Genomic DNA, 26050 nt, shown 5'->3' with positions numbered 1-26050 from the left:
CCGTGCAGCGCTTCACCGAGTTCGACTTCGGCGTCCCGTGGGTGATGAGTTTCTTCCACCAGGACTGGTCCTATGAGGCGGACACCGCCGCCGAACTCGTCGCGCGGCGCCTGGGGGAAGGAGCCGCCGATGCCCTGTCCGTTCGCCGCGACGCCCGGACACTCCTCGACGGCCTGCCGTCGCAGACGCTGGAGGTGTTGTGGACGGCCGGGTCGCAGTACGGCCCGAGCTTCCGGCAGACCACGGGAGCCGAGTGGACGCGGACCGTCGTCGAGGTGTGCGACACCTGGCTGTCCGCGCGGGCGGAGGCGCCGCCGCTCACCGGAGCCGACACGGAGGACGGCCTCGACCACCGGGACGAGGTCGTCGCCGAGATCGAGTCCATGGGGTTCCTGACCGCCGAGGTGCGCCGGGCGCTCGTCGACTGCGCCCACCACTGCACCCCGGACCTGGCGTTGCGGGTACTGCTGAGGGTGATCGAGTACGCCCCTGACGCGTCGCTGTCCGAGGAGCAGTACAAGAGGCTGGAAGGTCTCGGATCGGCCCTGCACTACGGTGAGTTCGTGGTGCAGAACGTCGAGTTCCGGGTCTCCGGCGACTAGAGCGAGGCCCAAGGGCCCTGCCGTCCACACCTCGTGGAAGGCAGGGCCCTCACCTGTTGATCACGAGGGACGGGCCAAGGCGCGTCAGGAAACCGTCCGCCGCCCCGTGCTCGCCCGCTCCGTCATCCACGGCGGCAGCAGGGTCGCCTCCGGTACGGCCGTCCCGGCCAGCTTCTTCATCAGGAGCTCCACGGCCCGCTCGCCCACCTCCGCCGACGGCAGCGCGACCGAGGTGATCGGGACGCGGACCGACTCGGCCAGCTCGTCGGGGCAGATCGCGGTGAGGGACAGGTCGGCCGGGACGCGGAGGCCGAGGTGTTCGAAGGCGTCCAGCAGCGGTCCCAGCAAGGCCTCGTTGTGGACGACCACTCCCGTCAACGCGGGCTGTTCCCGCAGCAGTTGCTCAGCGACCCCGCGGGCCGCGCCCGGCTCGCAGGGGTGGACGGACGAAGACATCCCGCTGCGGTCGGCGGCGTCCGTGAAGCCCTGGACCACCCGTTGGGCGAAGGCCGTCCGGCGCACGTACACCTCCGGCGGGGAACCGACCAGGGCCACCGACCGGTGACCCAGCCTCGCCAGATGCTCCACGCACGCCTCGGCCGCCGCCCTGAAGTCCAGGTCGACGCAGGTCAGGCCCTCCGAAGCGGCAGGCAGGCCGATCAGCACGGACGGCAGCTCCAGATTCCGCAGCAACGGCAGCCGCGGATCGTCCAGTTGGACGTCCATCACGATCAGCGCGTCGACCAGCGCCGTCTCCGCGACCCGGGTCAGCCCGTCCACACCCTCCTCCTGGGTCAGCAGCAGCACGTCGTGGTCGTGGCGGCGGGCGGTGGTCACCACGGACACCGCGAACCGCATCACGGTCGGGACGTGGATCCCCGCCCGTAAGGGCACGACCAGGGCCAGCACGTTCGAGCGCCGGCCGGCCAGGGCGCGGGCGCCCGCGTGCGGGCGGTAGCCCAGCTCGCGGATGGCGTCCTCGACCCGCTGCCGGGTCTCCTCTGAGATCGGGCGCTTGCCGCTGAGTGCGTAGGAGACGGTGCTGGGGGAGACCCCGGCGCGCCGCGCCACATCCGTGATCTTCACCATCAGCCCAGCTCCAGGGAGAGGAACCCGGTGCCCGCCCGTGCCCGCGCCGACCGGTCCCCGGCCGCCAGGCTCCAGGGCGCCGACGGGTCACCGCAGGACGCCCGCAGCGTGTCCCCTTCCCGTACGACGGTGAAGGCGACCTCGCCCACCCGTACCGTGACCTGCTCGCCCCGCCCGAGGCCGTACGCCCGCAGGGTCACCCCGTCGGCGTGGTCGTAGTCGGGCCGGTCGTCCACCGCGCCGACCGGGAGCACCGCGCCCGGCCTGACCAGCAGCGGCACGCTCAGGAAGTCGTGCCTCTCGCGCACCCAGCGCGGTCCGGTCACCGTCTCGCCGGTCACGAAGTGGGTCCAGGTGCCCTCGGGGACGTAGTAGGAGACCTCGCCCTCGTCGTCGAACACCGGCGCCACCAGCAGGTCGGGGCCGAGCATGTACTGCCGCTCCAGGTGCGCGCACCCGGGATCGTCCGGGAACTCCAGGACCATCGCCCGCATCACCGGCACGCCCTCGGCGTGGGCGGTGCGCGCGGCCTCGTAGAGATAGGGCATCAGGCTCAGTTTGAGGCGGGTGAAGTGCCGCAGTACGTCGACGGACTCCTCGTCGAACAGCCACGGGACCCGGTAGGAGGAGCTGCCGTGCAGGCGGCTGTGGGAGGAGAGGAGCCCGAAGGCCAGCCAACGCTTGAACAGCGACGGTGTCGGGGTGCCCTCGAAGCCGCCGATGTCGTGGCTCCAGAAGCCGAAGCCGGACAGGCCGAGGGACAGGCCTCCGCGCAGGGACTCGGCCATCGACTCGTACGTCGCCTCGCAGTCGCCGCCCCAGTGCACCGGGAACTGCTGGCTGCCCGCGGTCGCCGAGCGGGCGAAGACGACCGCCTCCTGCTCGCCGCGGTGCTTGCGCAGCACGTCGAAGACGGTCCGGTTGTAGAGGTAGGAGTAGTAGTTGTGCATCCTCTCCGGGTCGGAGCCGTCGGACCACTCCACGTCCAGCGGTACCCGCTCGCCGAAGTCGGTCTTGAAGCAGTCCACACCCTGCGCGAGCAGCGCCTCCAGCTTGGACGCGTACCAGTCGCGGGCGGCCGGGCTGGTGAAGTCGACCAGGGCCATGCCGGGCTGCCACAGGTCCCACTGCCAGACGCTGCCGTCGGGACGCCGGAGGAGATGGCCGAGCGCCTTGCCCTCCGCGAACAGGGGCGACCGCTGGGCGATGTACGGGTTGATCCACGCGGAGATCCGCAGGCCCCGCGCGTGCAGCCGGGCGAGCATGCCCTCCGGGTCGGGGAAGACCCGCGGGTCCCACTGGAAGTCGCACCAGTTGAACTCGCGCATCCAGAAGCAGTCGAAGTGGAAGACGGAGAGGGGCAGTTCGCGGTCCTTCATGCCGTCGATGAACGACGTCACCGTCTCCTCGTCGTACGACGTCGTGAAGGACGTCGACAGCCACAGGCCGAAGGACCAGGCGGGCGGGAGGGCCGGGCGGCCGGTGAGGGCCGTGTACTTGCTGATGATCTCCTTCGGGCTCGGGCCGTAGATGACGTAGTACGTCAACTCCTGGGTCTCGGCGCTGAACTGCACCCGTGACACCGCCTCCGAGCCGACCTCGAAGGAGACCTTGCCCGGGTGGTCGACGAAGACGCCGTAGCCCGCGTCGGTGAGGTAGAACGGGATGTTCTTGTAGGCCTGTTCGGTGGCCGTGCCGCCGTCGGCGTTCCAGATGTCGACGACCTGGCCGTTCTTGACCAGCGGCCCGAAGCGTTCACCGAGGCCGTAGACCGAGGTGCCCACGGCGAGACCGAGCTGCTCGCGCAGGTAGTGGGCGCCCGAGGCGTCCCGCATGATGCCCATGCCCTTGGGACCGCTGCCGGTCAGCAGCCGGCCGTCCGCGAGGAAGTCGACCCGCCAGGTGTCCGTGCGGGCCACCCGGACCGACAGTGCGCCGGAGGTGAGGGTGGCGTGCTGCTCGTCGTACTCCGTGTGCGCCGTGAAGTCCGCCGTACGGACCTCGAACCGGGGGCCCTGCGGCTGCTCGCCCTCGAAGTGGGTGAAGGTGACGCCGATGACGTCGGGTATCGGGGCATGGGCGCTGATCGTCACGACCGGTCCCTTCAGCAGGTCGCCGCGGCGGCGGATGGGCTGGGTCGGCGCGAGGATGTCCAGCCGGCCGTCCGACGCGCTGACCTCGTGGACCTGGGCCGGATGGGCCGCGGTCACGCCCTCGCGCAACAGCCAGTAGCCGTCGGTGAACTTCATCTGTGGGGGGTCCTTACTTCACGGCACCCACGGCGATACCGCGGGTGAGGGTTCGCTGGAAGAGGAGGAAGAACACGATCGCGGGGAGCACGCCGAGCAGGGCGGCCGCGTTGGTCATCGTGGCGTCCATCAGGCGCTGGCCCTGGAGGACGCCGAGGGCCACCGACACCGTCTGGTTGTCGTTGGAGATCAGCATGACCAGGGGGAGCAGGAACTCGTTCCAGGTCCAGATGAAGAAGAAGACCAGCAGCACCCCGAGGGTGGGGCGGCTGACCGGGACGACGATCCGCCACAGGACCTGCCACTTGTCGGCGCCGTCGATCCGGGCCGCCTCCAGGATCTCGCGGGGGAACTGGCCGAGCACCGAGGAGAGCAGATATGTGCCGAACGCGGCCTGGATCACCGTGAACACGATGATCACACTCAACCTGGTGTCGTAGAGGCCAACTTGCTTGCTCAGGTAGTAGACGGGATAGACCAGCGCCTCCTGCGGCAGCATGTTCGCGAGGACGAAGAAGGCGAGGACCCAGGTGCGGGCCTTGATACGGCCGATGCCGATCGCGTAGGCGTTCAGGACGGACAGCACCACGGCCAGTACCGCCACCGAGCCGCTGATCAGCACCGAGTTGACGAGCTTCCGGCCGAAGTCCACCCGCTCCCAGAAGTCCTTGATGCCGTCCGTGTAGAAGCCGTCGGGGAGGCTGAGGGGGCCGTTCTGGGCGTACTCCGTGGGGGACTTGAAGGCGTTGACCGTCACGATGAGGAACGGCACGACCATGAACAGGGCCGCGATGCACAGGGCGATCAGCACCGGGTAGCGGCGCAGGGCGGTGGTCACGGGTCGCTCCTCTCCTGGAGCCTCAGACCGATCAGGGAGAGCGCCAGGATGATCACCGTCAGCACGGTGGAGATCGCGGCGCCGTAGCCGACCTGCGTCTTCTCGAAGAACGTGGTGAAGGAGAAGTAGGAGGGCACGTCGGTGGCGCCGCCGGGCCCGCCCTTGGTCAGGACGTACACCGCGCCGAACACCTTGAGCGCGGCGATCGAGCACCAGGTCAGCACGACGTAGATCTCCGGCCGGATCTGCGGCAGCGTGATGTGCCAGAAGCGGCGCCACCAGCCGGCGCCGTCCAGCTCCGCCGCCTCGTACAGCTGCGGGTCGACGCGTTGCAGGCCCGCCATGAAGACGACCAGCGGGAAGCCGAGTTGGACCCACACCATGACGCCCATCACGCTGTAGAGGGCGAGGTCGGGGTCGCCGAGCCAGTCCTGCTGCCAGCTGCCGAGGCCGATCGCCTTGAGGAGGGCGTTGAGGGAGCCGTTGTCGGGGGCGAGGATCCAGCTCCAGACGATGCCGGCGACCGCGATCGGCAGGACCTGGGGGAGGTAGAAGCAGGCGCGGAGAACGGCGGCTGTTCTGGATCCGAAGTGCTTGCCGACGTAGTCGAACAGGGCTGCGGCGAGGACCAGTCCGAGGGCCGTGGGGATCGCCGCCATCGCCACGACCATGAACAGGCTGTGCCGGAAGGACGCCCAGAACTCGGAATCGTCCATCAGCTCGCGGTAGTTGGCGAGCCCGGACCACGTGGGCGAACCCACGCCCTGCCACTCCGTGAAGCTCACGTACGTGTTCATCACGAACGGCAGGACGACGATCGCGAGGAAGGCGAGGGCGCCGGGGAGAAGGAAGAGGGCGTAGGAGTCGCGTGGACCGCGCGGAGACTCCGAGGCGTTGTCCTTCCCGACCGCCCGCGCGTTCCGTTCGACGGTCACCGTCATTGCTTCGGCGCGCCCTTGTCGTAGGCCTCCTGGAGATCGCCGAGGTAACCGTCGGGCTTCTCGCTGCCCGTGATCAGCTTCTGGGTCTCGGAGACGAGGACGTCGTAGAAGCCGGGGACCGGCCAGTCGGGGTAGAAGGCCAGGCCGTCGTTCTTGGAGAGGGTGTTGAAGTCGTCGATCAGGGTCTTCGACTGGGGGTCGGTGATGGCGGAGGCGTCGGCCGCGACCGGGACACCGCCGGAGTTGCCGAGCAGGTTCTGGATCTTCTTCGACATGGTGATGTCGATGAAGTCGTAGGCGAGGTCCTTGTTCTTCGACCCCTGGGGAACGACCCAGAGGTTGCCGCCGGAGCCGAGGGTGAGCTTCGAGTCGGGCCAGCGGAAGGTGCCCCAGTCGAACTTGTTGTCCGTCTTGAAGCGGCCGTACCACCAGCTGCCGGAGAACAGGATCGGCGCCTTGCCGGAGGTGAAGGAGACACCGGCGGCCTCCTCGTTCTGGCCGCTGGAACTCTTGCTGAAGTAGCCCTTCTTGACCCAGTCGGCGAAGGTCTCGGCGCCGTGGGTCCAGGCCGCGTCGTGGAAGTCGGTCTTGCCCTTGTAGAGCTGGTAGGCGTTCACCCAGGAGCGGTCGGCCTTGGACAGGGCCAGTTGGTAGAGGTACTGCTGTGCCGGGTACGCGGCGCCGCCGTTGGCGAGGGGCGTGATCTTGTTCTGGACGAACTTGTCCATGGCGGCGGTGAGTTCGCCGAGCGTCTTCGGCTCGGCGATGCCGTACTTCTTGAAGAGGTCCTTGTTGTAGTAGACCAGCGTGTACTCGGCGTAGTTGGGGACGCCGTACCACTTGCCGGAGCCCATCACGCCGTTGGCGTCGTAGAGGCTGGTGGTGCGCACGCTGGGGCTGAGCTTCTTGTCCCAGCCGCGCTTGGTGGCCTCTGCCGTGAGGTCGGTGAGCAGTCCCTGCTTGGAGAGCAGGCCCGCGGTCGCGTTGCCCTTGTTGTACTCCATGAGGTCGGGCGCGTCCGAGGAGTTGAGGACCATCGGGGCGGTCTTCTGGATCTGGTCGAAGCTCTTCTCCTCGAACTTCACCTTCACGCCGGGGTGTGTGGCCTCGAACTCCTTGATCGCCTCCTTCCAGGCGATGCCCATCGCGCTGCTCGGGCCCTCGTAGTGCCACAGCCGCAGCGTCTTCCCGTCGGAGGACCCGCTGTCGGAGTTCCCGCAGGAGGTCATCAGCAGCGATCCGGTCAGGACCACCGCCGCCGCCACCGCGCGCCTTCGTGCCGTCAACATCCCGTACCTCCGGGGAGTCGGATGGTTGCTCCGGGCCGGGCGCCGCGCAGGGGTCGTCGATTCGACTCGATTCGACGACCCCTGTCGAAGCGCTTCGACGAAGGAACGTATGTGGCGGCTTTGAAGGTCGTCAATGGGTTGTGCAGGATCGGGTGAAGCGATTCGATGATTGGGGGTGGGGAGGGTGGGTGCTGCCTCGCCCGCTCGCTGGTTGTGCTGACGTAGGCGAGGCGGTCATGTCTTCGGGGCTCGGCCACGGGCGAGCGGTCGTCGGTGCTGTCGGGGCTGAGGGGGCCGGGATGTCGTACGCCGCCGCGGGCGACGGGCGCTGCCTCGTCCAGTTGCCGGTCGTGCCGGGGTCGGTGATGCGGGTCAGGTCCTCGTCGGCCTCGTCCACGTGAGGGCGGTCATCAGGGCTGCCGCGGCCGCCGTGACCGGGACGCCGTAGCCCGCCACCGGCGAAACGTGCTCCACCGTCCAGCCGCCGGCCGCGCTGCCGCAGGCGATTCCGCCGAGCAGGCCGGTCACGGCGAGGGTCATGCCCTCGTTGAGGCGGCCGGGCGGGGTGCGTCGCTGGACCAGGGTCATGCCGGTGACCATCGTCGGGGCGGTCGCCATCCCGGCGATCAGCAGCGCGGCCGCCAGGACGGGCAGGGAGCCCGTGAGGGAGGCGGCCAGCAGGGGCAGCGTCAGCAGGGCCGTCATGGCGGCTATGCACCACACGTACCGGTCCTCGGCCGACCCCGACCCCGACCCCGCCCTCCGGGTCGCCCCGTACACCAGCCCCGCCGCACACGAACCGCCCGCCTGGAGCGCCAGCACGATCCCGGCCGCCGAGCGGTGTCCCTGCGCGTCGGCGAACGCGATGGTGACCACCTCCATGGAGCCGAACACGGCGCCCATCGCGAGGCAGACGGCGAGGAGGGGAGGGATGCCGGGCACGCGGAAGGGCGCCTTCGAGGGGCCGTACCCCCGCACCGGCGGCTCCGTCGAGCGCTGTGCCGTGAACACCAGCACGCCCGTCACCAGCAGCACCACCCCGGTCAGCGTGCCCGCCTCCGGGAAGAACGCCGTGCACAGGAAGGCCGCGAGGACCGGCCCGACCATGAAGCACGCCTCGTCCACGGCCTGCTCGAAGGAGTTCGCGACATGCAGCGAGCTCTCGTCGCCGTGGAGGAGGTGGGCCCAGCGGGCCCGGGACATGCCTCCGAGGTTGGGGGTCGTGGCGGTGGCGGCGTACGACACGAAGAGCGTCCAGGCCGGGGCGCCGAGGCGGACGCACAGCAGCAGCGCCAGCGAACCCAGCGCGGCGAGTGCCGTGGCCGGTACGGCGATCTTGGCCTGTCCGTATCGGTCGACGAGCCGCGCGGTCCACGGGGCGACCACCGCGGTGGCCCCGAGACCGGCCGCGGTGACGGCGCCGGCGAGGGCGTACGACCCACGCGTCCCCGCGATCATGACGACCGCGCTGACGCTGAACATGCCCATCGGAAGCCGGGCGAGAAGATTCCCGATGGTGAACGTGCGGGCTCCGGGGGTGGCGAGAAGACGGCGGTAGGGGCCGAGTGCGCGGCGACAACGGGGGGAGCGCGAGGCGCGCGGACCACGCGTGCCTCCTGGGCCTCCTGGACCTCCCGGGCCTCGTGGACTGAAGTCGACGATGACGAGCGCGTCCGCGGTCGTGGTGAACATCGGTCGGTTCGGTTGCGGCATGCTCCTACCGTCGCGTGAGGGCGATCAAGGGGTCCAACACCTGCTCGGCGCCGATTCACGCACCTGTGTTGTAAGTTCGCCCGATGTCCGTGCCCAGCCCGAGTCCCGGCCCTCGCCCCCACCACCTCGACCCCCGTCTCCTGCGCGCCTTCGTCGTCGTCGCCGACGAGCTCCACTTCACGCGCGCGGCGGCCCGGCTCTACGTCGCCCAGCAGGCGCTCAGCCGCGATGTGCGGCGACTGGAGCGGGAGTTGGGCGCGGAGCTGTTCGTGCGCACCACCCGGCAGGTGACACTGACCGCCGACGGCGAGCGGCTGGTGCCGTACGCCCGCCGGGCCCTGGACGCCCAGGACGAGCTGCTCGCCGCCTTCGCGCAGGCCCGCCCCCTGCTCGTGGACCTGAACTTCCCCGACCAGGCCACCGCCCGCGCCGTGCTGCTGCGCGCCCGGGAACTCGCCCCTGACCAGGAGCTGATGGCCCGCTACGAGAGCGGGCTGACGGGCGCGGCGGCGCAGTTGCTGACCGGTCGCCTCGACGCGTCCTTCGGCCGGTTCGCCGGTGTGGACCCGGCGCTGCGGTCGGGTCTCGACCACCAGCCCGTGCGCTACGAGCCCATGGCCGTCGTCCTCCCCGAGGATCACCGGCTGGCCGCGCTGGAGCGGGTCCCGCTCGCCGCCCTGGAGGGTGAAACCGTGTACGCGGGGGCCGGAAATCCGCGCACTCCGGAATGGACCGATCTCGCTCGTCGGCTGTTCGAAGGACGGGGCATCCGGATCGCCCCGCCGGCCCCGCTCGCGGTCGGCGACGAGGAGTTCCAGCGGATCATGGCGAAGACCCGGAACCCGATTCTCGCGGTCGTGGATTTCCCGGCCATGCCCGCCACCGTGCTGCGTCCGCTGGTCGACCCGGTACCGCTGTCGCCGGTGTCCCTCGTGTGGCGCAAGGGTCTGGTGCACCCCGCCTTCGATGCTCTCCGGCGTGCCGCAATCGAACTGTCCGTCGAACATGACTGGCTTCGCCGACCCTCCGATGGATGGGTTCCAGCCACCGATGAGGCCGTTATGAACATCCACAAATGACACGTGGCAAACACACATCCTTCGCGTGCGATACATTCGGCGCCTGAGCACGGTGTGGTAAAGGGGGCGCTCGGACCGGGTGGGGGCCCGGTTCGGCCGACGTGTGCTCAAGGTCGACAGCGCGCCCAGATCAGCCCGTGGGGGGATGTGCGTGCGCGTGAAAAAGTGGCGAGAAGACGCCCAACCGGAATGGCCCGAGGTTGCATCAGGCACCCAGGACATGCTGACGACGGGGGGCGCCACCCAGACGTTCCCGGAGACCGGAGCGACGGGAGTATTCGGCTCAGCCGATGCCCCGCCCGCGGGACTCTCCGGCTCGGTCGGCACCGAAGGCCCCGAGCCGACGGCCGACCGCACCGAGATGCCGGCGGGAAAGCCTGGAAAGCCAGGAAGCGCGGCAAGCGCGGGAAGCACGGGCAAGAGCGGCGCCCGGGACTTCCCGGGAGCCCCGAGGGCGGACCGCGACGGGGACCTCCCGGAGCCGCCCGGCCGCAGAACCGTCGTACGCGACCCCTGGGACGAGTCCGGCAGCGGTGACGAGGGCACCCACGACCCGCACGAGGTGACCGTCCAGCTCGACGCGATCAGCGTGAGCGGCGACGACCGCATCGAGGGCCGCCCCGGCGGGGACGGCGCGACCGAGGCTTCCGACGGCCCGGTCTTCGTCGACGAGTCCGGCCGCCGCAGCCGACGCTTCCGCCGGATCGGCATCGCCGTCGGTCTGGCCTGCGCGGTCTACGCCGTCGTCATCGTCGTCACCCTGCTGTCCGGCAACTCCAACGCACCCTGGCTCCCCATGACCGGCCCGAAGGACGATGCCCCGGCAGGCAAGGTCGACACCAGCCCGTTGCCGGCCGAGTCCACCGCGCCCTCCGCGGGTGCTGGGGTGATCCCCGGGACCACCCCGACGGTCGGCGGCGGGGCGACACCGGTTCCTGGAGTCAGCGGCACCGCGCCCGGCGCCACCGTCAGCCCCGGCAAGGCGGGGACCTCCGCCGATCCGTCGGCCACCGCCACCCAGCCGGGCGGCAACCCGTCGGTCAGCGCCGATCCGTCGACACAGCCGACGCAGTCGGTGACCCCGCCGCCCAGCCCGTCGGTCACCCCGCCCGTCACCACGAGCCCCGACCCCTCGGTCGCCCCGACCCAGACCACGGGCGGTGACAGCGCCGGACCCGGCACGGTCGCCGAGGGCCCGGCCACCCCCTCGCCCATCGCGTCGGAGACCACCGGCACCCCGCCGGTCGCGTCGGAGCCGTCCGCCACCCCCGCTCCCGTGCTTGCCGGCGCCCCGCTCTCCTCCACGTCCCCGGAGCACATCCTCTGATGGCAACCCGCACCCGCCGCCCAGGGGCAGCCGCACCAGGAGCCCCCGACGGCTCCAGGCGCCGGCGCCTGCCCATGCGCCTGCTACTGCCCGTACTCGTCCTCGTCGCCCTCATGGCGATGCTGATGCTGCGCGGCTACGTCCACAGCGAGATCCTCGCCGACCACCGCATCCGGGCCGAGGCCGCCACCGACAAGGTGCCGGAGAGAATCCTCGACGGCGGCCCGGTGATCGACACCCGCGGCGGACGCGCCACCAGCCTGAAGGTGCCCGACCACCGGCTCGTCCTCACCTTCGACGACGGCCCCGACCCGACCTGGACCCCCAAGGTCCTGGACGTCCTGAAGAAGCACCACGCGCACGCGGTCTTCTTCGTCACCGGCACCATGGCCTCCCGCTACCCGGACCTGGTCAAGCGCATGGTCGACGAGGGCCACGAGATCGGCCTGCACACCTTCAACCACCCCGACCTGTCCTTCCAGTCGAAGAAGCGCATCGACTGGGAGCTCTCCCAGAACCAGCTCGCGCTCGCCGGCGCGGCCGGTATCCGCACCTCGCTCTTCCGCCCGCCGTACTCCTCCTTCGCCGACGCCATGGACGACAGGTCCTGGCCGGTCACCGAGTACATCGGCACCCGCGGCTACATCACGGTCGTCAACAACACCGACAGCGAGGACTGGCAGAAGCCCGGCGTCCGCCAGATCATCCGCAACGCCACGCCGAAGAGCGGCAAGGGCGCGGTCGTGCTCATGCATGACTCCGGCGGCGACCGCCACCAGACGGTCCAGGCGCTCGACCGGTTCCTGCCCGAGATGAGGGACAAGGGCTACGCGTTCGACAACCTCACCGAGGCCCTCGACGCGCCCACCGCGCACACCGCGGTCGCCGGACCCGAACTGTGGAAGGGCAAGGCGTGGATCTTCCTGGTCCAGGCCTCCGAGCACATCACCGACGTCCTCGTCGTCGGGCTCTCGATCATCGGCTCCCTGGTCATCGGCCGCTTCGTCCTGATGCTGCTGCTCTCGGGCATCCACGCCCGCCGGGTGCGCCGCAAGGACTTCCGCTGGGGAGCGCCGGTCACCCAGCCGGTGTCGGTGCTGGTCCCGGCGTACAACGAGGCCAAGTGCATCGAGAACACCGTGCGTTCCCTGATGGCGAGCGAGCATCCCATCGAGGTGCTCGTCATCGACGACGGTTCGAGCGACGGCACCGCCCGGATCGTCGAGGCGATGGGCCTGCCGAACGTCCGGGTCGTACGCCAGCTCAACGCGGGCAAGCCGGCCGCGCTGAACCGCGGTCTGGCGAACGCCCGTCACGACATCATCGTGATGATGGACGGCGACACGGTCTTCGAGCCGTCCACCGTACGGGAGTTGGTCCAGCCCTTCGGCGACCCGCGCGTGGGAGCCGTGGCCGGCAACGCGAAGGTCGGCAACCGGGACTCGCTGATCGGCGCTTGGCAGCACATCGAGTACGTGATGGGCTTCAACCTCGACCGCCGGATGTACGACGTCCTGCGCTGCATGCCGACGATCCCGGGCGCGGTGGGAGCCTTCCGCCGGTCCGCCCTGGAACGCGTCGGCGGCATGAGCGACGACACGCTCGCCGAGGACACCGACATCACCATGGCCATGCACCGGGACGGCTGGCGCGTGGTCTACGCCGAGAAGGCGCGCGCCTGGACCGAGGCGCCGGAGTCCGTCCAGCAGCTCTGGTCCCAGCGCTACCGGTGGTCGTACGGCACCATGCAGGCGATCTGGAAGCACCGGCGCGCTCTGGTCGAACGGGGCCCGTCGGGCCGCTTCGGCCGCGTCGGCCTCCCTCTGGTCTCCCTGTTCATGGTGGTGGCCCCTCTCCTGGCCCCCCTGATCGACGTGTTCCTCCTCTACGGCGTCGTGTTCGGCCCGACCGAGAAGACGATCGTGGCCTGGCTGGGCGTCCTGGCGATCCAGGTGGTCTGCGCCGCCTACGCCTTCCGCCTCGACCGGGAACGCATGACCCACCTGATCTCGCTGCCGTTGCAGCAGATCCTCTACCGCCAGCTCATGTACGTCGTCCTGCTCCAGTCCTGGATCACGGCCCTCACCGGAGGCCGCCTGCGCTGGCAGAAGCTGCGCCGCACGGGAGTCGTCGAGGCACCGGGCGGACCGGTACCGCGGCAGCAGGCACGCAGGGAGAGCGACGAGCGGAGGCCGGTCGGATGACGCAGGAATACACGGCGGGCCGGCAGGGGATGGTCACTGCCTCCAAGGCACCCGGCCGGGACCGCTACCTGGACCTCCTCCGCTCCCTTGCCCTGGTCCGAGTCGTCCTCTACCACCTCTTCGGCTGGGCGTGGCTGACCGTCCTGTTCCCGTCGATGGGCGTGATGTTCGCGCTGGCGGGCTCACTGATGGCCCGCTCCCTGAACAGGCCGACGCTGAGCGTGATCAGGGGCAGGATCCGCCGACTCCTGCCTCCCCTCTGGGCGTTCAGCGCGGTGGTGCTGCCGCTGATGTTCCTGGGCGGCTGGAAACTGTCCGAGGACCCGGACCACAGCGGCACTTGGGGCCTGCTGGAGCTGGTGAACTACGTCATCCCGATCGGGGCGCCGCCGTACCCCTGGGAGGTCGGCTTCCCGAAGGACCTGCTGGAGAGCACGTGGGCGGACCAGGCGGTGGGTCCGCTGTGGTACCTCCGCGCGTATCTGTGGTTCGTGCTGGCGTCTCCCTTGCTGCTGTGGGCCTTCCGCAAGGTGCCCTGGGCGACCCTGCTGGCCCCGCTGGCCCTGACGGCCGTGGTGGGCACGGGGCTGGTGACCATCCCCGGCGAACTCGGCAACGCGGTCACCGACTTCGCGATCTACGGCAGCTGCTGGGTCCTCGGTTTCGCGCACCACGACGGAGTGCTGGCGAAGGTCCCCCGCTATCTCGCCGTCTCCGGATCGGTCCTGGTGATGTCCTTCGCCCTGTGGTGGGCCTCCGGTCACCTGGGCCCCGACGGCTGGGACCTGAACGACATCCCGCTCGCCCAGGCGACCTGGTCCTTCGGGTTCGTGGTGATCCTGCTCCAGTACTCGCCGTCCTGGCAGGAACTCCCGGGCCGCCTCGCCCGCTGGGACAAGCTGGTCACCCTCTCCAACAACCGCGCCGTCACGATCTACCTCTGGCACAACCTGCTGATCATGGCCACGGTCCCGATCATCGACCAGGCCTACAACCTCCCCTTCATGCAGACCGACCGCGCGGTCGCGGCACTCGACGCGACGGACATGTTGTGGATGTTCGTCCTGGTGTGGCCGTTGATCGGGCTGGCGATCGTGGCATTCGGGTGGATCGAGGACTTGGCGGCGAGGCGGCGGCCTCGGTTGTGGCCGAACGGTTCGCGCCGGGGTCGGGTCCGGCCTGGGGCGAGCGCGGCACACGGATCCTGACGGCTCCGGGCTCCGCGCCCCGTGCGGGGAGCGGAGCCCGGCTGTGTCATCCGATGGAGAGCCGAAGCGGCCAGTAGGTGTTCGGGTTGATGACCTGCGTGCCCGAGCCCGACAGCACGGTCTTGCTCCCTGGGTGGAACCTCACGGAACCGTTGGCCGCGACGGCCCAGATGTCGGGGATGCCGTCGCTGTTGGCGTCAGGCGTCCCCATCAGCAGCGGAACGTCGGTGGTGTACCAGCCCGAGGCACCGTACTCGGTGTCGGTCTTGCCAGAGGAGTTCGCGGCGGAGGCCAGGGAGTTGAGGTCGGTCCCTCCCGCGCTCGCGGCGATGCCCTTGCGGAGCAGAAGGCGCCCGGACGAATCGGTGCGGTAGACCATGTCGGCGACACCGTCTCCGCTGACGTCCATGACGGTCACCAGGTCACGGTTGGTCCACCCACCGGACAGCAGGACTGCCTGGTCGACCGTCGCTCCGTGGTATCCGGTGAAGGCCCACAACTCGTCGCCGGCCGTGGCGAAGAAGTCGGTGCGGCCGTCGCCCGTGATGTCCCCGGCGGCCATGATCTGGGTCAGTGTCGAAGGGCTCGGGGCGCTGGACGGCAGCAGGATCTCCTGCCGTCTGTCGATGTTCACCGCACCGTAGCCGTCGCTCGGATAGACCCAGAGCTTGCCGCCCACCCGGACGACGAGGTCCTGGAGGCCGTCTCCGCCGTAGATGTCACCGTTGTGGGTGATCAGGGCGCCCTTGAAGTGGCCCTTCGGGGCTGCGACGTAGGGCGGCAGATTGTCGTTGCCGTTGGGATCCTTGTCGGGATTCGGCCAGTAGGCCCCGGGCATCGAGTAGTTCAGGTCGCCCGAGCCCTTGGCCGCATCGGTCGTCGTCGCTTCGGATGGGTAGAGCGCGAGATTGCCCTCGTCGGTGACGACCATCATGTCCGGGAACTGGTCACCGGTGAAGTCGCCGGGCTTGTCTGCCTGATCGCGCGGGGTGACGTAGAAGAAGTACTTGGTGGGCTCGGAGACGTTGCCGACAGCGTCGACGGTCCGGACGTAGAGCACGTTGGGTCCGGCGGCGGGGGGCTTGGCGTCGCTGATGGCGGCGTGGACGGTGGTATCCGTGCCGTTGACGCGAGAAACGACCCCGCTGTAGCTGGGCGAGTTGTAGCCGTACTCGTATCGCAGGACATCCTTGTCCAGGGCGCGCAGGTCGAAGGCGCCGGCAGTACCGAACTTCTTGTCGGACCACTTGCTGTCCTCACCACCGCTGCCGAAGCCGTTCTGGCTGCCGTCCGCATTGGGGAAGTCGGTGGACGTCACCACGGGTGGGCGCGGCGCGGCGGTGTCGAGGACGAAGCGGCAAGGCGTCTTCGGGTACCAGCCCGAGGTGCTGCCCGCGTCGTCGAAGATCTGCACTCGCCAGGAGTATGTGGCGCCATTCTTGAGCTTGCTGGTGGCGAATCCGTTGGTGGTGCTCAATGCCGTGCCGAGGTTTCTGCCTAGGGTGATCCTGCCGGTCGACTTCAGCAGATCGCCGGTCTCATCCCACTTCCCCATCTCCCACAGGTCGAAGTCGAAGTAGTCGAGGTTCTTGTCCTTGTCCGTGGCCTTGGCGGTGAAGGTCAGATCGCCGGAGCCCATGCGGACATAGGGCTTCGTGGTGGTGCACTTGCCGTCTGGACCGAGGTCCAGGGAGTCGGTGACGATCGATGGTTTGCGGTTGTAGACGAGTTCGAGCACAGGTGGGTGCTCGGGGCCGTCGGCCACGAACTTCTTCCACGCGTACTGGGAGTCCTCATCCCGTGCACGCATCCCGAAGGTGATCGAGTCGGCCCCCTTGTCGGCTCGCTTCTGCGCGCCCTTTCTCACATCGAAGGTTTCGAAGGCGTCGCGGCAGCCGGACTTGTAGCCGTGCGCGAAGCTCTTGGTGGTCAGCTTGTTGCCGTCATGGAGTTCGGGAGCGTTGTCCCAGTTCGTGTGCGCGTTGATCGCGCTCGTCAGGTGCACGCTCATGGAGCGGGCCTGGCAGGACCAGGAATACGTCTCCAGCAGGTACAGCTTGGCTGTTGTGATCTTCGCGCCCTTGAGGTCCTTGTCGAACGTCATGTTGAAGAACGACCGTGACGTGCCCCACGTGTCGGACTCGAAACCGACCCGCGCTTCGTGCGTACCGCCCTTGTTGAAACCCTTGCCGTTGTAGAACGTCGCCTTGGGGTGGCGGTCGTAGGCGGTGGTCCAGTTTTGCATCTGCTTCTTCACCGAGGGGTCGATGAAGACCGGGTAGACCGTGGCTGGATCGCTGAGGAAGTCCTGATCCGGAGTGAGAGTCCACTGGCCCGGGGACAGACCGGCTTTCACCAGCTCACCGCGCGAGTCGGGTGAAGGGCCATCCAGGGCGGACAGACTCAGCGACGCGCCGGAACCGGTCTGGGACGGCGCCGGGGTCGGCTCGGCTGGCGCAGACGGCAGGGGAGACTCCGAAACGGAGGGTCCGGGACCGTCGCTTGCGGAGGGGAGAACCTCGACGTCGGTGTCCTTCTGCTCGTCGGACTCGACTTCCTCCTCTGTCGGGCTGGCCGTGTCCGAGGGCGTCTCGGTCGGTGAGTCGGTCGGATTCGGGGATTCAGCCTCGGTCGGCTGGGCCGTGGCACCCACCTGTCCGTCGGTGACGGCGGGGGATCCGCTGCTGTCCCACATCAGCGGGGTGGGGGAGACGGCGACCTCATCGTTGGAGAGGTTCACCGCGCTGAGCATCCCTGACAGCGGATCCAAGCGGAAGGAGAGATTGTTGGAGTGCAGGCCGTATGTCATCTGCTGAACGTGCGGATCGGACGCGGCCTGCCGGTTCTTCACCACGAGGGTCTGGCCGAATCCGTCGTCGTCCGCGGTCAGCACCAGGTCGCCGCCCGGGAAGATCTCCGGGTACAAGATGCGATTGCCGTCGACGATCGGCGTCGGTATGGGGCCCGGCCAGGTGAGCTGGATCGTGTGCTCCCCGTTGTTGCCCACGTGGAGCGTGGCCAACGGCGTCCCGGTGTCGGCGGCGGCGGATTTGACCAGAGAGACGCGGTGCGTGGTTGAACGGGAAGAGCGCTCCTGGGTGCGCTCACCCGACCCGGCGGAAAACACCATCCGCGTGTTGGTGGCCTTCGGCTCCCAACCCTGCGCAGTGCGCCGCAGGTTCGGGTCGATCCTCTTCCACTCGCCGTCCACCTTGGCCCGGATCGGGGAGGAGTACAGCTGCTTCGCCATCTGGCCGTCGGGGCGGGCCCACGTGGTGGAGCGTGCGGTGCGAGCCGCGGTCACCTCGACGGACTTCCCCGTCCTCGCGGCCTGGGTGAGCGCGACGGATTCACTGACCGTCGGAGCGCTTCGGCCGCGGGCCCTGTCGTTGTGTGCCTCGTCGGTCAGCCGGAAGCCGGCGTAGACGATTCCGATCGTGGTGATGGCGGCGGCGAGCAGTGCCGCTCCGGCCCGACGGCCGGGCAGGCGACGCCTGTTGTGCGTCATCGGGCGGGTTCCCCTTCCCCTTCGTGTGGCCAGCCGATGATGACCTATGGGGAAACTGTCGTCACCCTGTGGCGATCTTGGGGACTGCCTCCGTCATGAGGGCTCGGTGCTGCGAAGAAGGCGGCGAGCGACTGAGTTGCTTGGGTGCAAATATCCACCAAGCAGGGCAACTTGGTCGCTTCGGCATGGCCTATGTCGCAAGAGATCTGATTTTCCCCAATGGGCGATAAAGGGGAAGTCAATCCCACGTAAAGCGAAATCCTGCTTACAGGCGTATTCGCTGCGCAATGATGCGTTACGCACGGTGACGATCATCACATCGATCCATCACATCTGGCGTTTTTTCACAGAGTGATCACAGAATCTTGTGCTCTCTGATAAGTCGTCACGCGTGGTCCTTCACCGGTCCCGCTTCAAGTGGTCCGGGGGGACCTGGTCGTGTTCGATCGACTTTCGCATGCCCGCAAGCGCCGTCTGGCACACGCGGTGGTTCCGGTGACGGCCGCGGTGCTGTTGGTTGGACTGTTGCCCACGCAGGCGATGGCCCTCCCCCCGGATCCGGCGCAGGCCGAGGTCGGGCGGGAGACGCTCACCCTGGAGGAGCTCGAGAAGGAAGAGCCGATCCCAGGTGAAGAGTTCAGCCTGGACCGCCCGACGTTGCGCGCCATGGTGCCCAAGGACAGGCTTGAAGCGCCTGCCAACACGACGACCACGCCGACAGGATCGGCGCCGGTCGTTTTTGGTTCCACCGCGACGACAGCCTCGGCTCGAACTGCCGGACAAGGAGCGGAACAGGCAGCCCTGGCGCCTGCCGGCACTTTGCCGGTGAGTCTCGGCCAGGCGGCCGACCAGCCGGCACCGACAGGCACCTGGCAGGTCACGATCCCGCAGCGGACCTCTTCGACGGGCCAGGGTGTCGACGGCGCGGTAATCGTCGTGGAAGCTCCCGCGAGCGGAGCGGTCCCGGTCTCCGTGAAGCTCGACTACGCCAAGTTCGAGAACCTCTACGGCGCCGACTGGGCATCCCGTCTGCGCTTCGTGCAGTTCCCCGACTGCTACCTGACCGCGCCTGACGACGAAGCATGCCAGGCGTACGAGGAACTGGAGACCACGAACGACACGGCGTCGGCATCGCTCACGGCCACCGTCGATCCCGCGGCCGACGGCACGGTGACACCTGCCTCGGCGAGGTCCGTGAAGCCCTCGAACTCAGGTGTCATCCAGGCGGCTTACCGAAAGGCGACACCGATCGCCACTGCGGGCAGTGGCACGGCGGTGATCGGCGCTGTCGATTCCGGAACAGGCGGCGGCGGCAGCTTCAAGGCGACACCGCTCTCCTCGGACGGCAAGTGGACGGCTGGTGGATCATCGGGCGCGTTCAACTGGTCCTATCCCCTCACCGTGCCGGACCCCCCGGCTGGACCGACTCCCAAGATCTCCTTCGAGTACAGCTCGCAGACCGTGGACGGCCGCACGTCCGTCGCCTCGCCCCAGGCCTCCTGGATCGGCGAAGGCTGGTCATACGACCCCGGCTACATCGAGCGCCGCTACCGCTCCTGCCAGGACGACCGCAAGACGCTCAAGGCCGGAACTCCCAACAACACGGCCAAGAAGGACAAGACGTCCGACCTGTGCTGGGTGTCGTACAACGCGGTGATGTCACTGGGCGGCAAGACCACCGAACTGGTCCGGGACGCGGCATCCGGCAGCAACCCCGACAAGGACACCGAGGTCTACCGCCCGCAACAGGACGACGGCACCCGGGTCGAACACCGCGTGGGCGGCACGAACGACGACAACAACGGCGAGTACTGGGTAGTCACCACCACCGACGGCACCCAGTACTACTACGGCCAGAACACCGTCGGCGGAGGCCGCGCGACCACCAACTCCGTCTCCACCGTCCCGGTCTTCGGCAACCACGAGGGCGAGCCGTGCCACGCCACGGCCTTCGCCGACTCCCGCTGCGGCGCCGGGAAGCAGCAGGCTTGGCGCTGGGGTCTGGACAAGGTCGTCGACGTCAACGGCAACACGATGATCGTCAACTGGAAGCAGGAGACCAACTACTACGCCGTCCGCGAGAAGTTCAAGTCTCCCGAGCAGTACGACCGTTACGCCTACCCGGCGTCCATCGAGTACGGCATGCGCCCTGACGGCCTGACCAAGCCGTCGGCGACCGTGGACTTCGGCGTCAAGCAGCGCTGCCTCAAGTCGGAAACGGCCTGTGCCGCGTCCAACTTCGCCAAGACCGACGACCCGGGCGCCTACCGTCCCTGGTGGGACACCCCCGGCAACCTCAACTGCAAGTCCACGTCAAAGATGTGCCAAGCGTTCCCGTCGTTCTGGACGCAGATGCGCCTGGACACGGTCACGACGAAGGCGGCTCGCGCTGGCCAGGCAGGCCTCGGCCCGGTCGACAAGTACACGCTTCGTCAGTCCTTCCCCGAGGACTGGTACGACACAGCCCCCGGCCTGTGGCTCAATTCCATCACCCGCACCGGCTACGCGCCCGGAGACACGACTGGCACCGTGCAGTCCGACGACGGCGTGAGTTTCGCGCCGTACAAGGTCGGTTCCTCCTCACCCCTGCAGGGCCGGCTCCGGGACCGCCAACTGCCGAACCTGGTGCTGAAGAACAAGAGCGACCAGCGCCCCGGCTTCACTCGTCCGCGCATCGGGACCGTCTCCACCGAGAACGGTGGGGACATCCACGTCGAGTACACGGGCGGCTGCGCCACCGAGCCCACGGAGGACAAGGGAAGGAGCAACGGCACCTGCTTCCCGGTGCGCTGGTCTCCTGACGGTGACGAGAAAACCCCTGCGAAGGCCTGGTTCAACAAGTACGTCGTCGCATCGGTGACGGAGATGGACAAGGTCACCTCCCGGGGCAAGCCGGTCACCACGGAGTACGAGTACTCCGGATCGGCCTGGGCCAAAACCGACGACGAGTTCACCCGCCCCGCACTGCGCACCTACAGCGACTGGCGCGGCTACCGGCAGGTGACGGTCACCAAGGGCGAGACGGTTGTCTCCGAGGTCGGAGAGGCGCCGTCCCAGTCCCTCTCCGTGACCCGCTATCTCCAGGGCGTCGGCGGTGCGGTGAAGGACTCCACCGGTGCCTACACGCTCGCTGCGGACGACGCGCCGCAGTACGCAGGCATGACCGCGGAGACCATCACCTATCGCGACTCCAATGGCGAGGTTCTCAACCGCAGTCTCAACTTCCCGTGGTCGCAGCAGACAGCTTCCCGGGCCCGCGAGAACGAGGACGGCACCACTGCCGACCCGCTGCTCGCTCACCGCACCGGTGTCAAACGAACGGACGAGATCCAGATCCTGGACTCGGGATGGCGCGCCGTGCGCACGCTCACCACGGTCGATGACACTTACGGCCTGCCCGAGCAGATCGAAACAGCTGTCGTCACGCCCAACGGCACCGCCGAGACCCTCTCCAACCAGACGTGCACCAAGACGTCGTACCTCCACAACACCACGGCGTGGCTGATCGGACTGCCGAAGGAGCAGCGCAGCACTGGCACTTCGTGTGCTGCGCACGACACGGCGGATCCGGCCACCAAACTCAAGTCGGCCGTTCGGTTCAGCTACGACGATCTCTCCTACGGAACAGTGCCGCCCAGAGGCATGGTCACCTCGAAGGCCGAGATCGACGGTGCCGGCACGGCGTACTCGTCAGTGGTCACGACGACCTACGATCCGTTGGGCAGGGTCCGTACCGTCACGTCTCCCGGCCAGGGCACGACGGAGACCAAGTACACCCCGGCCGACGAGGGCGGTCCGGTCACCGAAGTGAGGTCCTACGACGCCAAGGACTACGAGACCATCACGACCTACGACCCGGGGCGCGGTCTCCCTCTCACGGTGACCGACCCCAACGGCCGTGTCACCCGCACCGAGTACGACGCTCTCGGCCGCCTGGTGAAGGGCTGGTCCCCGTCCCGCTCAGGCGCGGGACAGTCGCCGAACGTGCAGATCGCCTACCAGGCGGCCATCGCAACGAGCGCCGTGAACCGTCCGGCGGCGGTGACCGTCAAGACCCTGAAGGACGACGGTTCCTACGCCTCGAACATCACCCTGTACGACGGTCTGGGGCGCGAGGTCCAGCAGCAGGCGGAGGCGCATGGCCCCGGCCGCATCATCGTGGACACCAAGTACGACGACCACGGCCTCGTGCAGGAGAAGACGGGAGGCTATCTGGCGAAGGGCGAACCCGAGGCGGTTCTGTTCGCCCCGAAGTCGAACTGGCTGTTCCCCTCCTGGACCGAATACCGCTACGACGGCCTGGAACGCGAAGTACGGTCGCAGGTCTACCAGGGCGACCAGTACAAGTACGCGAACTACACGTCGTACGGCCGTTCCTCCACGTTCGTGGACCCGGCGGGCTCGACCCTGCCGAAGACCTGGACCGCCTACGACGCCCTCGGCCGTCCCACCATGCTGAAGCACTACACCCAGGGAAACTCCGACGCGGGCCGTTTGACCACCTACGAGTACGACGCGAGGGGCAACCGCTCCAAGGTCACCGATCCGGCAGGCAACGCGTGGCTGTACACCTACGACGCCCGAGGCAGGGTGACGTCCACGACGGACCCTGACACCGGCACCACGGACACCTGGTACGACTCGGCCGACCGCCCCAATCACGTGCGGAGCGACCTCGGCCTGCACATCTACACCGAGTACGACATCCTCGGACGCGTCCTGAAGGCGCGGCAGGGCTCCACGACCGCCACTCCGGTCAAGGAGTACACCTATGACGAAGCGCCCGGCGGCATCGGACAGCCGCTCTCCTCCAAGCGGCACACCGACACCGGTGACTACGTCAGCCGCGTCACCGGCTACGACGCCGAGTACAACGTCACCGGCAGCGAGACGGTCATCCCGGCCAACTCGATGACGACGGGACTGTCGGGCACGTACGCGTACACCTACACGTACACACCGACAGGCAAGCCGCTGTCCGTCACGCTGCCCGCGGCAGGCGGTCTGGCACGGGAGAAGGTCGTCACCCGTTACAACGGGGACGGCCTGCCTGAATCGACCTCGGGCCAGACCTGGTACACCGCCGACGCCACCTACTCGCCCTACGGCGAGGTACTACGCGCCGTCTCCGGATCCCAGCCCTACCGCGTCTGGACGACGAACTTCGTCCACCCCTTCAACGGCAGCCTCCAACGCACGGTCACGGACCGCGAGACGGCCGGCCCGCATCGCATCGCGGACAACTACTACTCCTACGACGCCTCCGGGACGATCACCTCCAGTGCGCGCCAACTCGGTGACCCGGCGGACAAGGTCTGGGACACCCAGTGCTTCACCTACGACGTGCTGGGTGAACTGGTGCATGCCTGGACGTCCAAGGTCGCACCTGGCGGCGACGGCACGGGCTGCAAGGCAGCGAGCGGTGCCACCTGGGGCTATCGCACCGATTACGCGGCGTCCTCGGGCCCCGTCACCGACGCTCCCGACGAGTCGACGGATGCCGCAACTCCGGACTCGGCACTGAAGTCGACGCTTACGGCCGGCGCTCCGGACGCCACGACCGTCTCCACAGGTGCCACCGCCTACCGCCAGTCGTTCACCTTCGACTGGCTCGGCAACCGCGCCACCATGACCGAACACGACACGGCGGACGCGACGAAGAACGTCACGCTCACCTACGGCTACGGCAAGACGGTCGATGCGACGCCGACCACTCCGGCGTACCGGACCCAGCCCCACACCATGACGACGGTCAGCTCGAACCCGTCGGGCCGAGGCAGCTCCTACATCTACGACACCACGGGCAACAACACCGTCCGGGCCCTGACCGGCGGCGCCCAGAACCTCGTCTGGTCGCAGGAGAACAAGCTCGACTCGATCACCGCCGGCGGCAACAAGACGACGTACGTCTACGACGCCGCGGGCAACCGCCTGTTGGAGAACTCGCCGTCCGGCTCGACCCTGTACCTGGGCGAGACGGAACTGACGACGAACGCGACCGGCACCATCACCAAGGCCTCGCGTTCCTACGGCCAGGCGGGCGCACCCACGGTCGTCCGTTCCACGACCAACGGCGCGACGACGGGCCACAAGCTCAGTGTCCTGATCTCCGACAACCTCGGCACGGCGAACACGTCGGTCGACCTGGCCAGTGGCCAGACGGTCAACCGCCGCGATTTCAAGCCCTACGGCGATGTGCGTGGAGCGAAGCCGTCGAGCTGGCCGAACAAGCGGAGTTATCTGGGCGTCGGCATTGATGACGCGGCTACCGGTTTGACGCATATCGGGGCGCGCGAATACGACCAGGCTTCGGGCCGTTTCCTCTCCGCGGACCCGATCATCGACCTGGCGGACCCGCTTCAGATGAACGGGTACGCGTACTCGAACAACAGCCCTGTCAGCTTCAGCGACCCGTCCGGTCTGTGCAGGCGAGACATCTGCGGAGACGGCTATCCGGTGGCCGGAGACGGGAAGCGTGCTGGTTATACGGGGCAACGCAAGGGGGAGAAGCCGTGCTCCTACTGCAACGGCCCGGCGGTCAGCTACAACTACAATCCAGCCGAGATATTTCCTGGTGTCACTGTTCCAGTTAAGTGGACTGGGCGCGATGAGTTTATCCGGCGCTTTTATAACTACGTGGACACGGTCAAGTCCACTAATGGACGTCTGCCGGGTTATCTGACCGACGGGACGAATCCAGAGGGGGCCGCCAACCAGCTGGGGTATTGGGGGGTGAACGTCTGCTGGGCGATGAAGTCGTGCCCTCAAGGCGTGATGGCCAACTTCCGTAACATGTCAATGGGATTTGGCGCTGCGGTCAGTGCTGTGGCGGGCAGTCCGTTTCATAGCGCTGCAGGAAAACCGATGTCGGGCGGCAGTTCCAAGAGATCGACAGGCGGCTGCACTCAGTGCTTCCAGGCTGGCACCGACGTTCTGATGGCCGATGGGACCACCAAGGATATCGAGGACATCAAACTCGGTGACGAGGTCGAGGCCACGGATCCCAAGACTGGCGAGTCAGGCCCCAGAAAAGTCACGCGACTCATCATCACCGAGCACGACAAGCACTTCAACGAGCTGTCCATCGCAACAGAGGACGGCATCGAGAAGCTGACGGCCACGTTCGAGCACCCGTTCTGGTCTCCGTCCGAAGGTGATTGGGTCGACGCGGGGGCACTGAAGCCGGGCATGACCCTGCTCACCGATGAGGGTGACACCGTCATCGTTACCGGCAACCGCGCCTTTACCAAGTACGCACGTACTTACAACCTCACAGTCGAGGACTTGCACACGTACTATGTGCTGGCGGGTAAGACTCCGGTTCTGGTTCATAACTCAGGTCCGGGGTGCGGATCCGTGTGGGTCGATTCGAACAGGGTGCCTCATCATTTCAAACATGCTGCTGACTTCGGGATCACTGCGAAGGAGAGCAAGGCGAGCAAGCAGGCATTCGTGAATGCTTTGGAAGGCTTCGTTAAGGATCCAGGGAACGTTCAGATCGCGGGAATGTATCGCGGGACCGCTGCCCGGCACTACGTGGATCTCAATACCGGGCGTCACGTCTCGGTGGACATTGAGTCGGGCGAGATGCTGGGAGCCTGGAAGTCGGATGTGACTTCAGACCAGTTCTGGTACCTGACCATGCAAGGGAAGCTGTAAATGGCGACGTTGGAACCCTTCTTGGTGCTTGCGGAGGCCGTATCCGAAGGGCGAATCTCTCCTTCAGAGTTCGCTCTTGTCTGCCTTCCCCTTTACAAGGGCTACGGCGGCCCATATCCGACAGCCGAGCAGTATGAGGCGGCGACAGATCTCTTTTATGTCGCGCACGACTACGACTCAGCTGGCATCGGTATGCCTGATCTGCTCAACGATGACCAGGTTCGGTTGAAGGCGGCAGATATCGCGCGGCGAATGCGCGTGCTCCTGCAGTAGCCAGATTCGAACAAGTCGATTTGGCAGAGGAATGGGTGGGTCCCCCGGCTCGGAGGCCGGGGGACCCACCC

General features: G+C 67.9%; 14 protein-coding genes. 7 read left to right on the top strand and 7 right to left on the bottom strand.

Annotation, left to right across the window (positions count from 1 at the left end; all coding sequences use genetic code 11):
* Positions 1-2 precede the first annotated feature (2 nt).
* The gene (locus tag H293_RS0128665) at positions 3-602 is read left to right on the top strand and encodes a hypothetical protein (RefSeq protein WP_020121266.1); all 600 of its coding nucleotides are present in this window, start codon (positions 3-5) and stop codon (positions 600-602) included.
* A gap of 84 nt (positions 603-686) precedes the next feature.
* Here the strand turns inward: H293_RS0128665 and H293_RS0128660 are convergent, their stop codons facing one another.
* The 6 genes from H293_RS0128660 to H293_RS0128635 all read right to left on the bottom strand — a co-directional run bounded on the left by H293_RS0128660 (position 687) and on the right by H293_RS0128635 (position 8721).
* Positions 687-1691: a LacI family DNA-binding transcriptional regulator gene (locus tag H293_RS0128660; protein WP_020121265.1), complete on the bottom strand. Its 1005-nt coding sequence runs from the start codon at positions 1689-1691 to the stop codon at positions 687-689.
* Positions 1691-3940 carry an alpha-xylosidase gene (gene yicI, locus H293_RS0128655; RefSeq protein ID WP_020121264.1) on the bottom strand — a complete coding sequence of 750 codons (2250 nt, stop codon included), beginning with the start codon at positions 3938-3940 and terminating at the stop codon, positions 1691-1693. The genes H293_RS0128660 and yicI overlap by 1 nt, the downstream gene beginning before the upstream one ends.
* Before the next feature lie 13 nt (positions 3941-3953).
* Positions 3954-4778, bottom strand: a complete 825-nt coding sequence (locus H293_RS0128650; RefSeq protein WP_020121263.1) for a carbohydrate ABC transporter permease — start codon at positions 4776-4778, stop codon at positions 3954-3956.
* Positions 4775-5719, bottom strand: a complete 945-nt coding sequence (locus H293_RS0128645; protein ID WP_020121262.1) for a carbohydrate ABC transporter permease — start codon at positions 5717-5719, stop codon at positions 4775-4777. Before H293_RS0128645 ends, H293_RS0128650 begins: the two co-directional genes overlap by 4 nt.
* Positions 5716-7008: an ABC transporter substrate-binding protein gene (locus tag H293_RS0128640; RefSeq protein WP_028808276.1), complete on the bottom strand. Its 1293-nt coding sequence runs from the start codon at positions 7006-7008 to the stop codon at positions 5716-5718. The genes H293_RS0128645 and H293_RS0128640 overlap by 4 nt, the downstream gene beginning before the upstream one ends.
* Positions 7009-7380: 372 nt before the next feature.
* Positions 7381-8721, bottom strand: a complete 1341-nt coding sequence (locus H293_RS0128635) for an MFS transporter (protein WP_106968427.1) — start codon at positions 8719-8721, stop codon at positions 7381-7383.
* 83 nt (positions 8722-8804) lie between these two features.
* On the opposite strand from H293_RS0128635, the gene H293_RS0128630 reads away from it, so the two are divergent.
* The 4 genes from H293_RS0128630 to H293_RS0128615 all read left to right on the top strand — a co-directional run bounded on the left by H293_RS0128630 (position 8805) and on the right by H293_RS0128615 (position 14539).
* The gene (locus tag H293_RS0128630) at positions 8805-9800 is read left to right on the top strand and encodes a LysR family transcriptional regulator (protein WP_020121259.1); all 996 of its coding nucleotides are present in this window, start codon (positions 8805-8807) and stop codon (positions 9798-9800) included.
* A 220-nt stretch (positions 9801-10020) separates the two neighbouring features.
* The gene (locus H293_RS0128625) at positions 10021-11127 is read left to right on the top strand and encodes a hypothetical protein (protein WP_020121258.1); all 1107 of its coding nucleotides are present in this window, start codon (positions 10021-10023) and stop codon (positions 11125-11127) included.
* The gene (locus H293_RS0128620; protein ID WP_028808274.1) at positions 11127-13331 is read left to right on the top strand and encodes a bifunctional polysaccharide deacetylase/glycosyltransferase family 2 protein; all 2205 of its coding nucleotides are present in this window, start codon (positions 11127-11129) and stop codon (positions 13329-13331) included. The genes H293_RS0128625 and H293_RS0128620 overlap by 1 nt, the downstream gene beginning before the upstream one ends.
* Positions 13328-14539, top strand: a complete 1212-nt coding sequence (locus H293_RS0128615) for an acyltransferase family protein (RefSeq protein WP_020121256.1) — start codon at positions 13328-13330, stop codon at positions 14537-14539. Before H293_RS0128620 ends, H293_RS0128615 begins: the two co-directional genes overlap by 4 nt.
* A gap of 46 nt (positions 14540-14585) precedes the next feature.
* On the opposite strand, the gene H293_RS0128610 is transcribed toward H293_RS0128615, so the two are convergent.
* Positions 14586-18047: a DNRLRE domain-containing protein gene (locus H293_RS0128610; protein ID WP_020121255.1), complete on the bottom strand. Its 3462-nt coding sequence runs from the start codon at positions 18045-18047 to the stop codon at positions 14586-14588.
* 540 nt (positions 18048-18587) lie between these two features.
* Here H293_RS0128610 and H293_RS0128605 point away from each other — a divergent pair.
* Both H293_RS0128605 and H293_RS0128600 read left to right on the top strand, forming a co-directional pair.
* Positions 18588-25706: a polymorphic toxin-type HINT domain-containing protein gene (locus tag H293_RS0128605; protein WP_051138171.1), complete on the top strand. Its 7119-nt coding sequence runs from the start codon at positions 18588-18590 to the stop codon at positions 25704-25706.
* The gene (locus tag H293_RS0128600; RefSeq protein ID WP_020121253.1) at positions 25707-25979 is read left to right on the top strand and encodes a hypothetical protein; all 273 of its coding nucleotides are present in this window, start codon (positions 25707-25709) and stop codon (positions 25977-25979) included. It abuts the gene before it with no gap.
* The last annotated feature ends 71 nt before the right edge of the window (positions 25980-26050 follow it).

The organism is Streptomyces canus 299MFChir4.1 (genome assembly GCF_000383615.1).
GTDB lineage: Bacteria > Actinomycetota > Actinomycetes > Streptomycetales > Streptomycetaceae > Streptomyces > Streptomyces canus_C.
The sequence above is the reverse complement of the archived record's forward strand: the minus strand, read 5'-3'. Positions and strand labels throughout refer to the sequence as shown.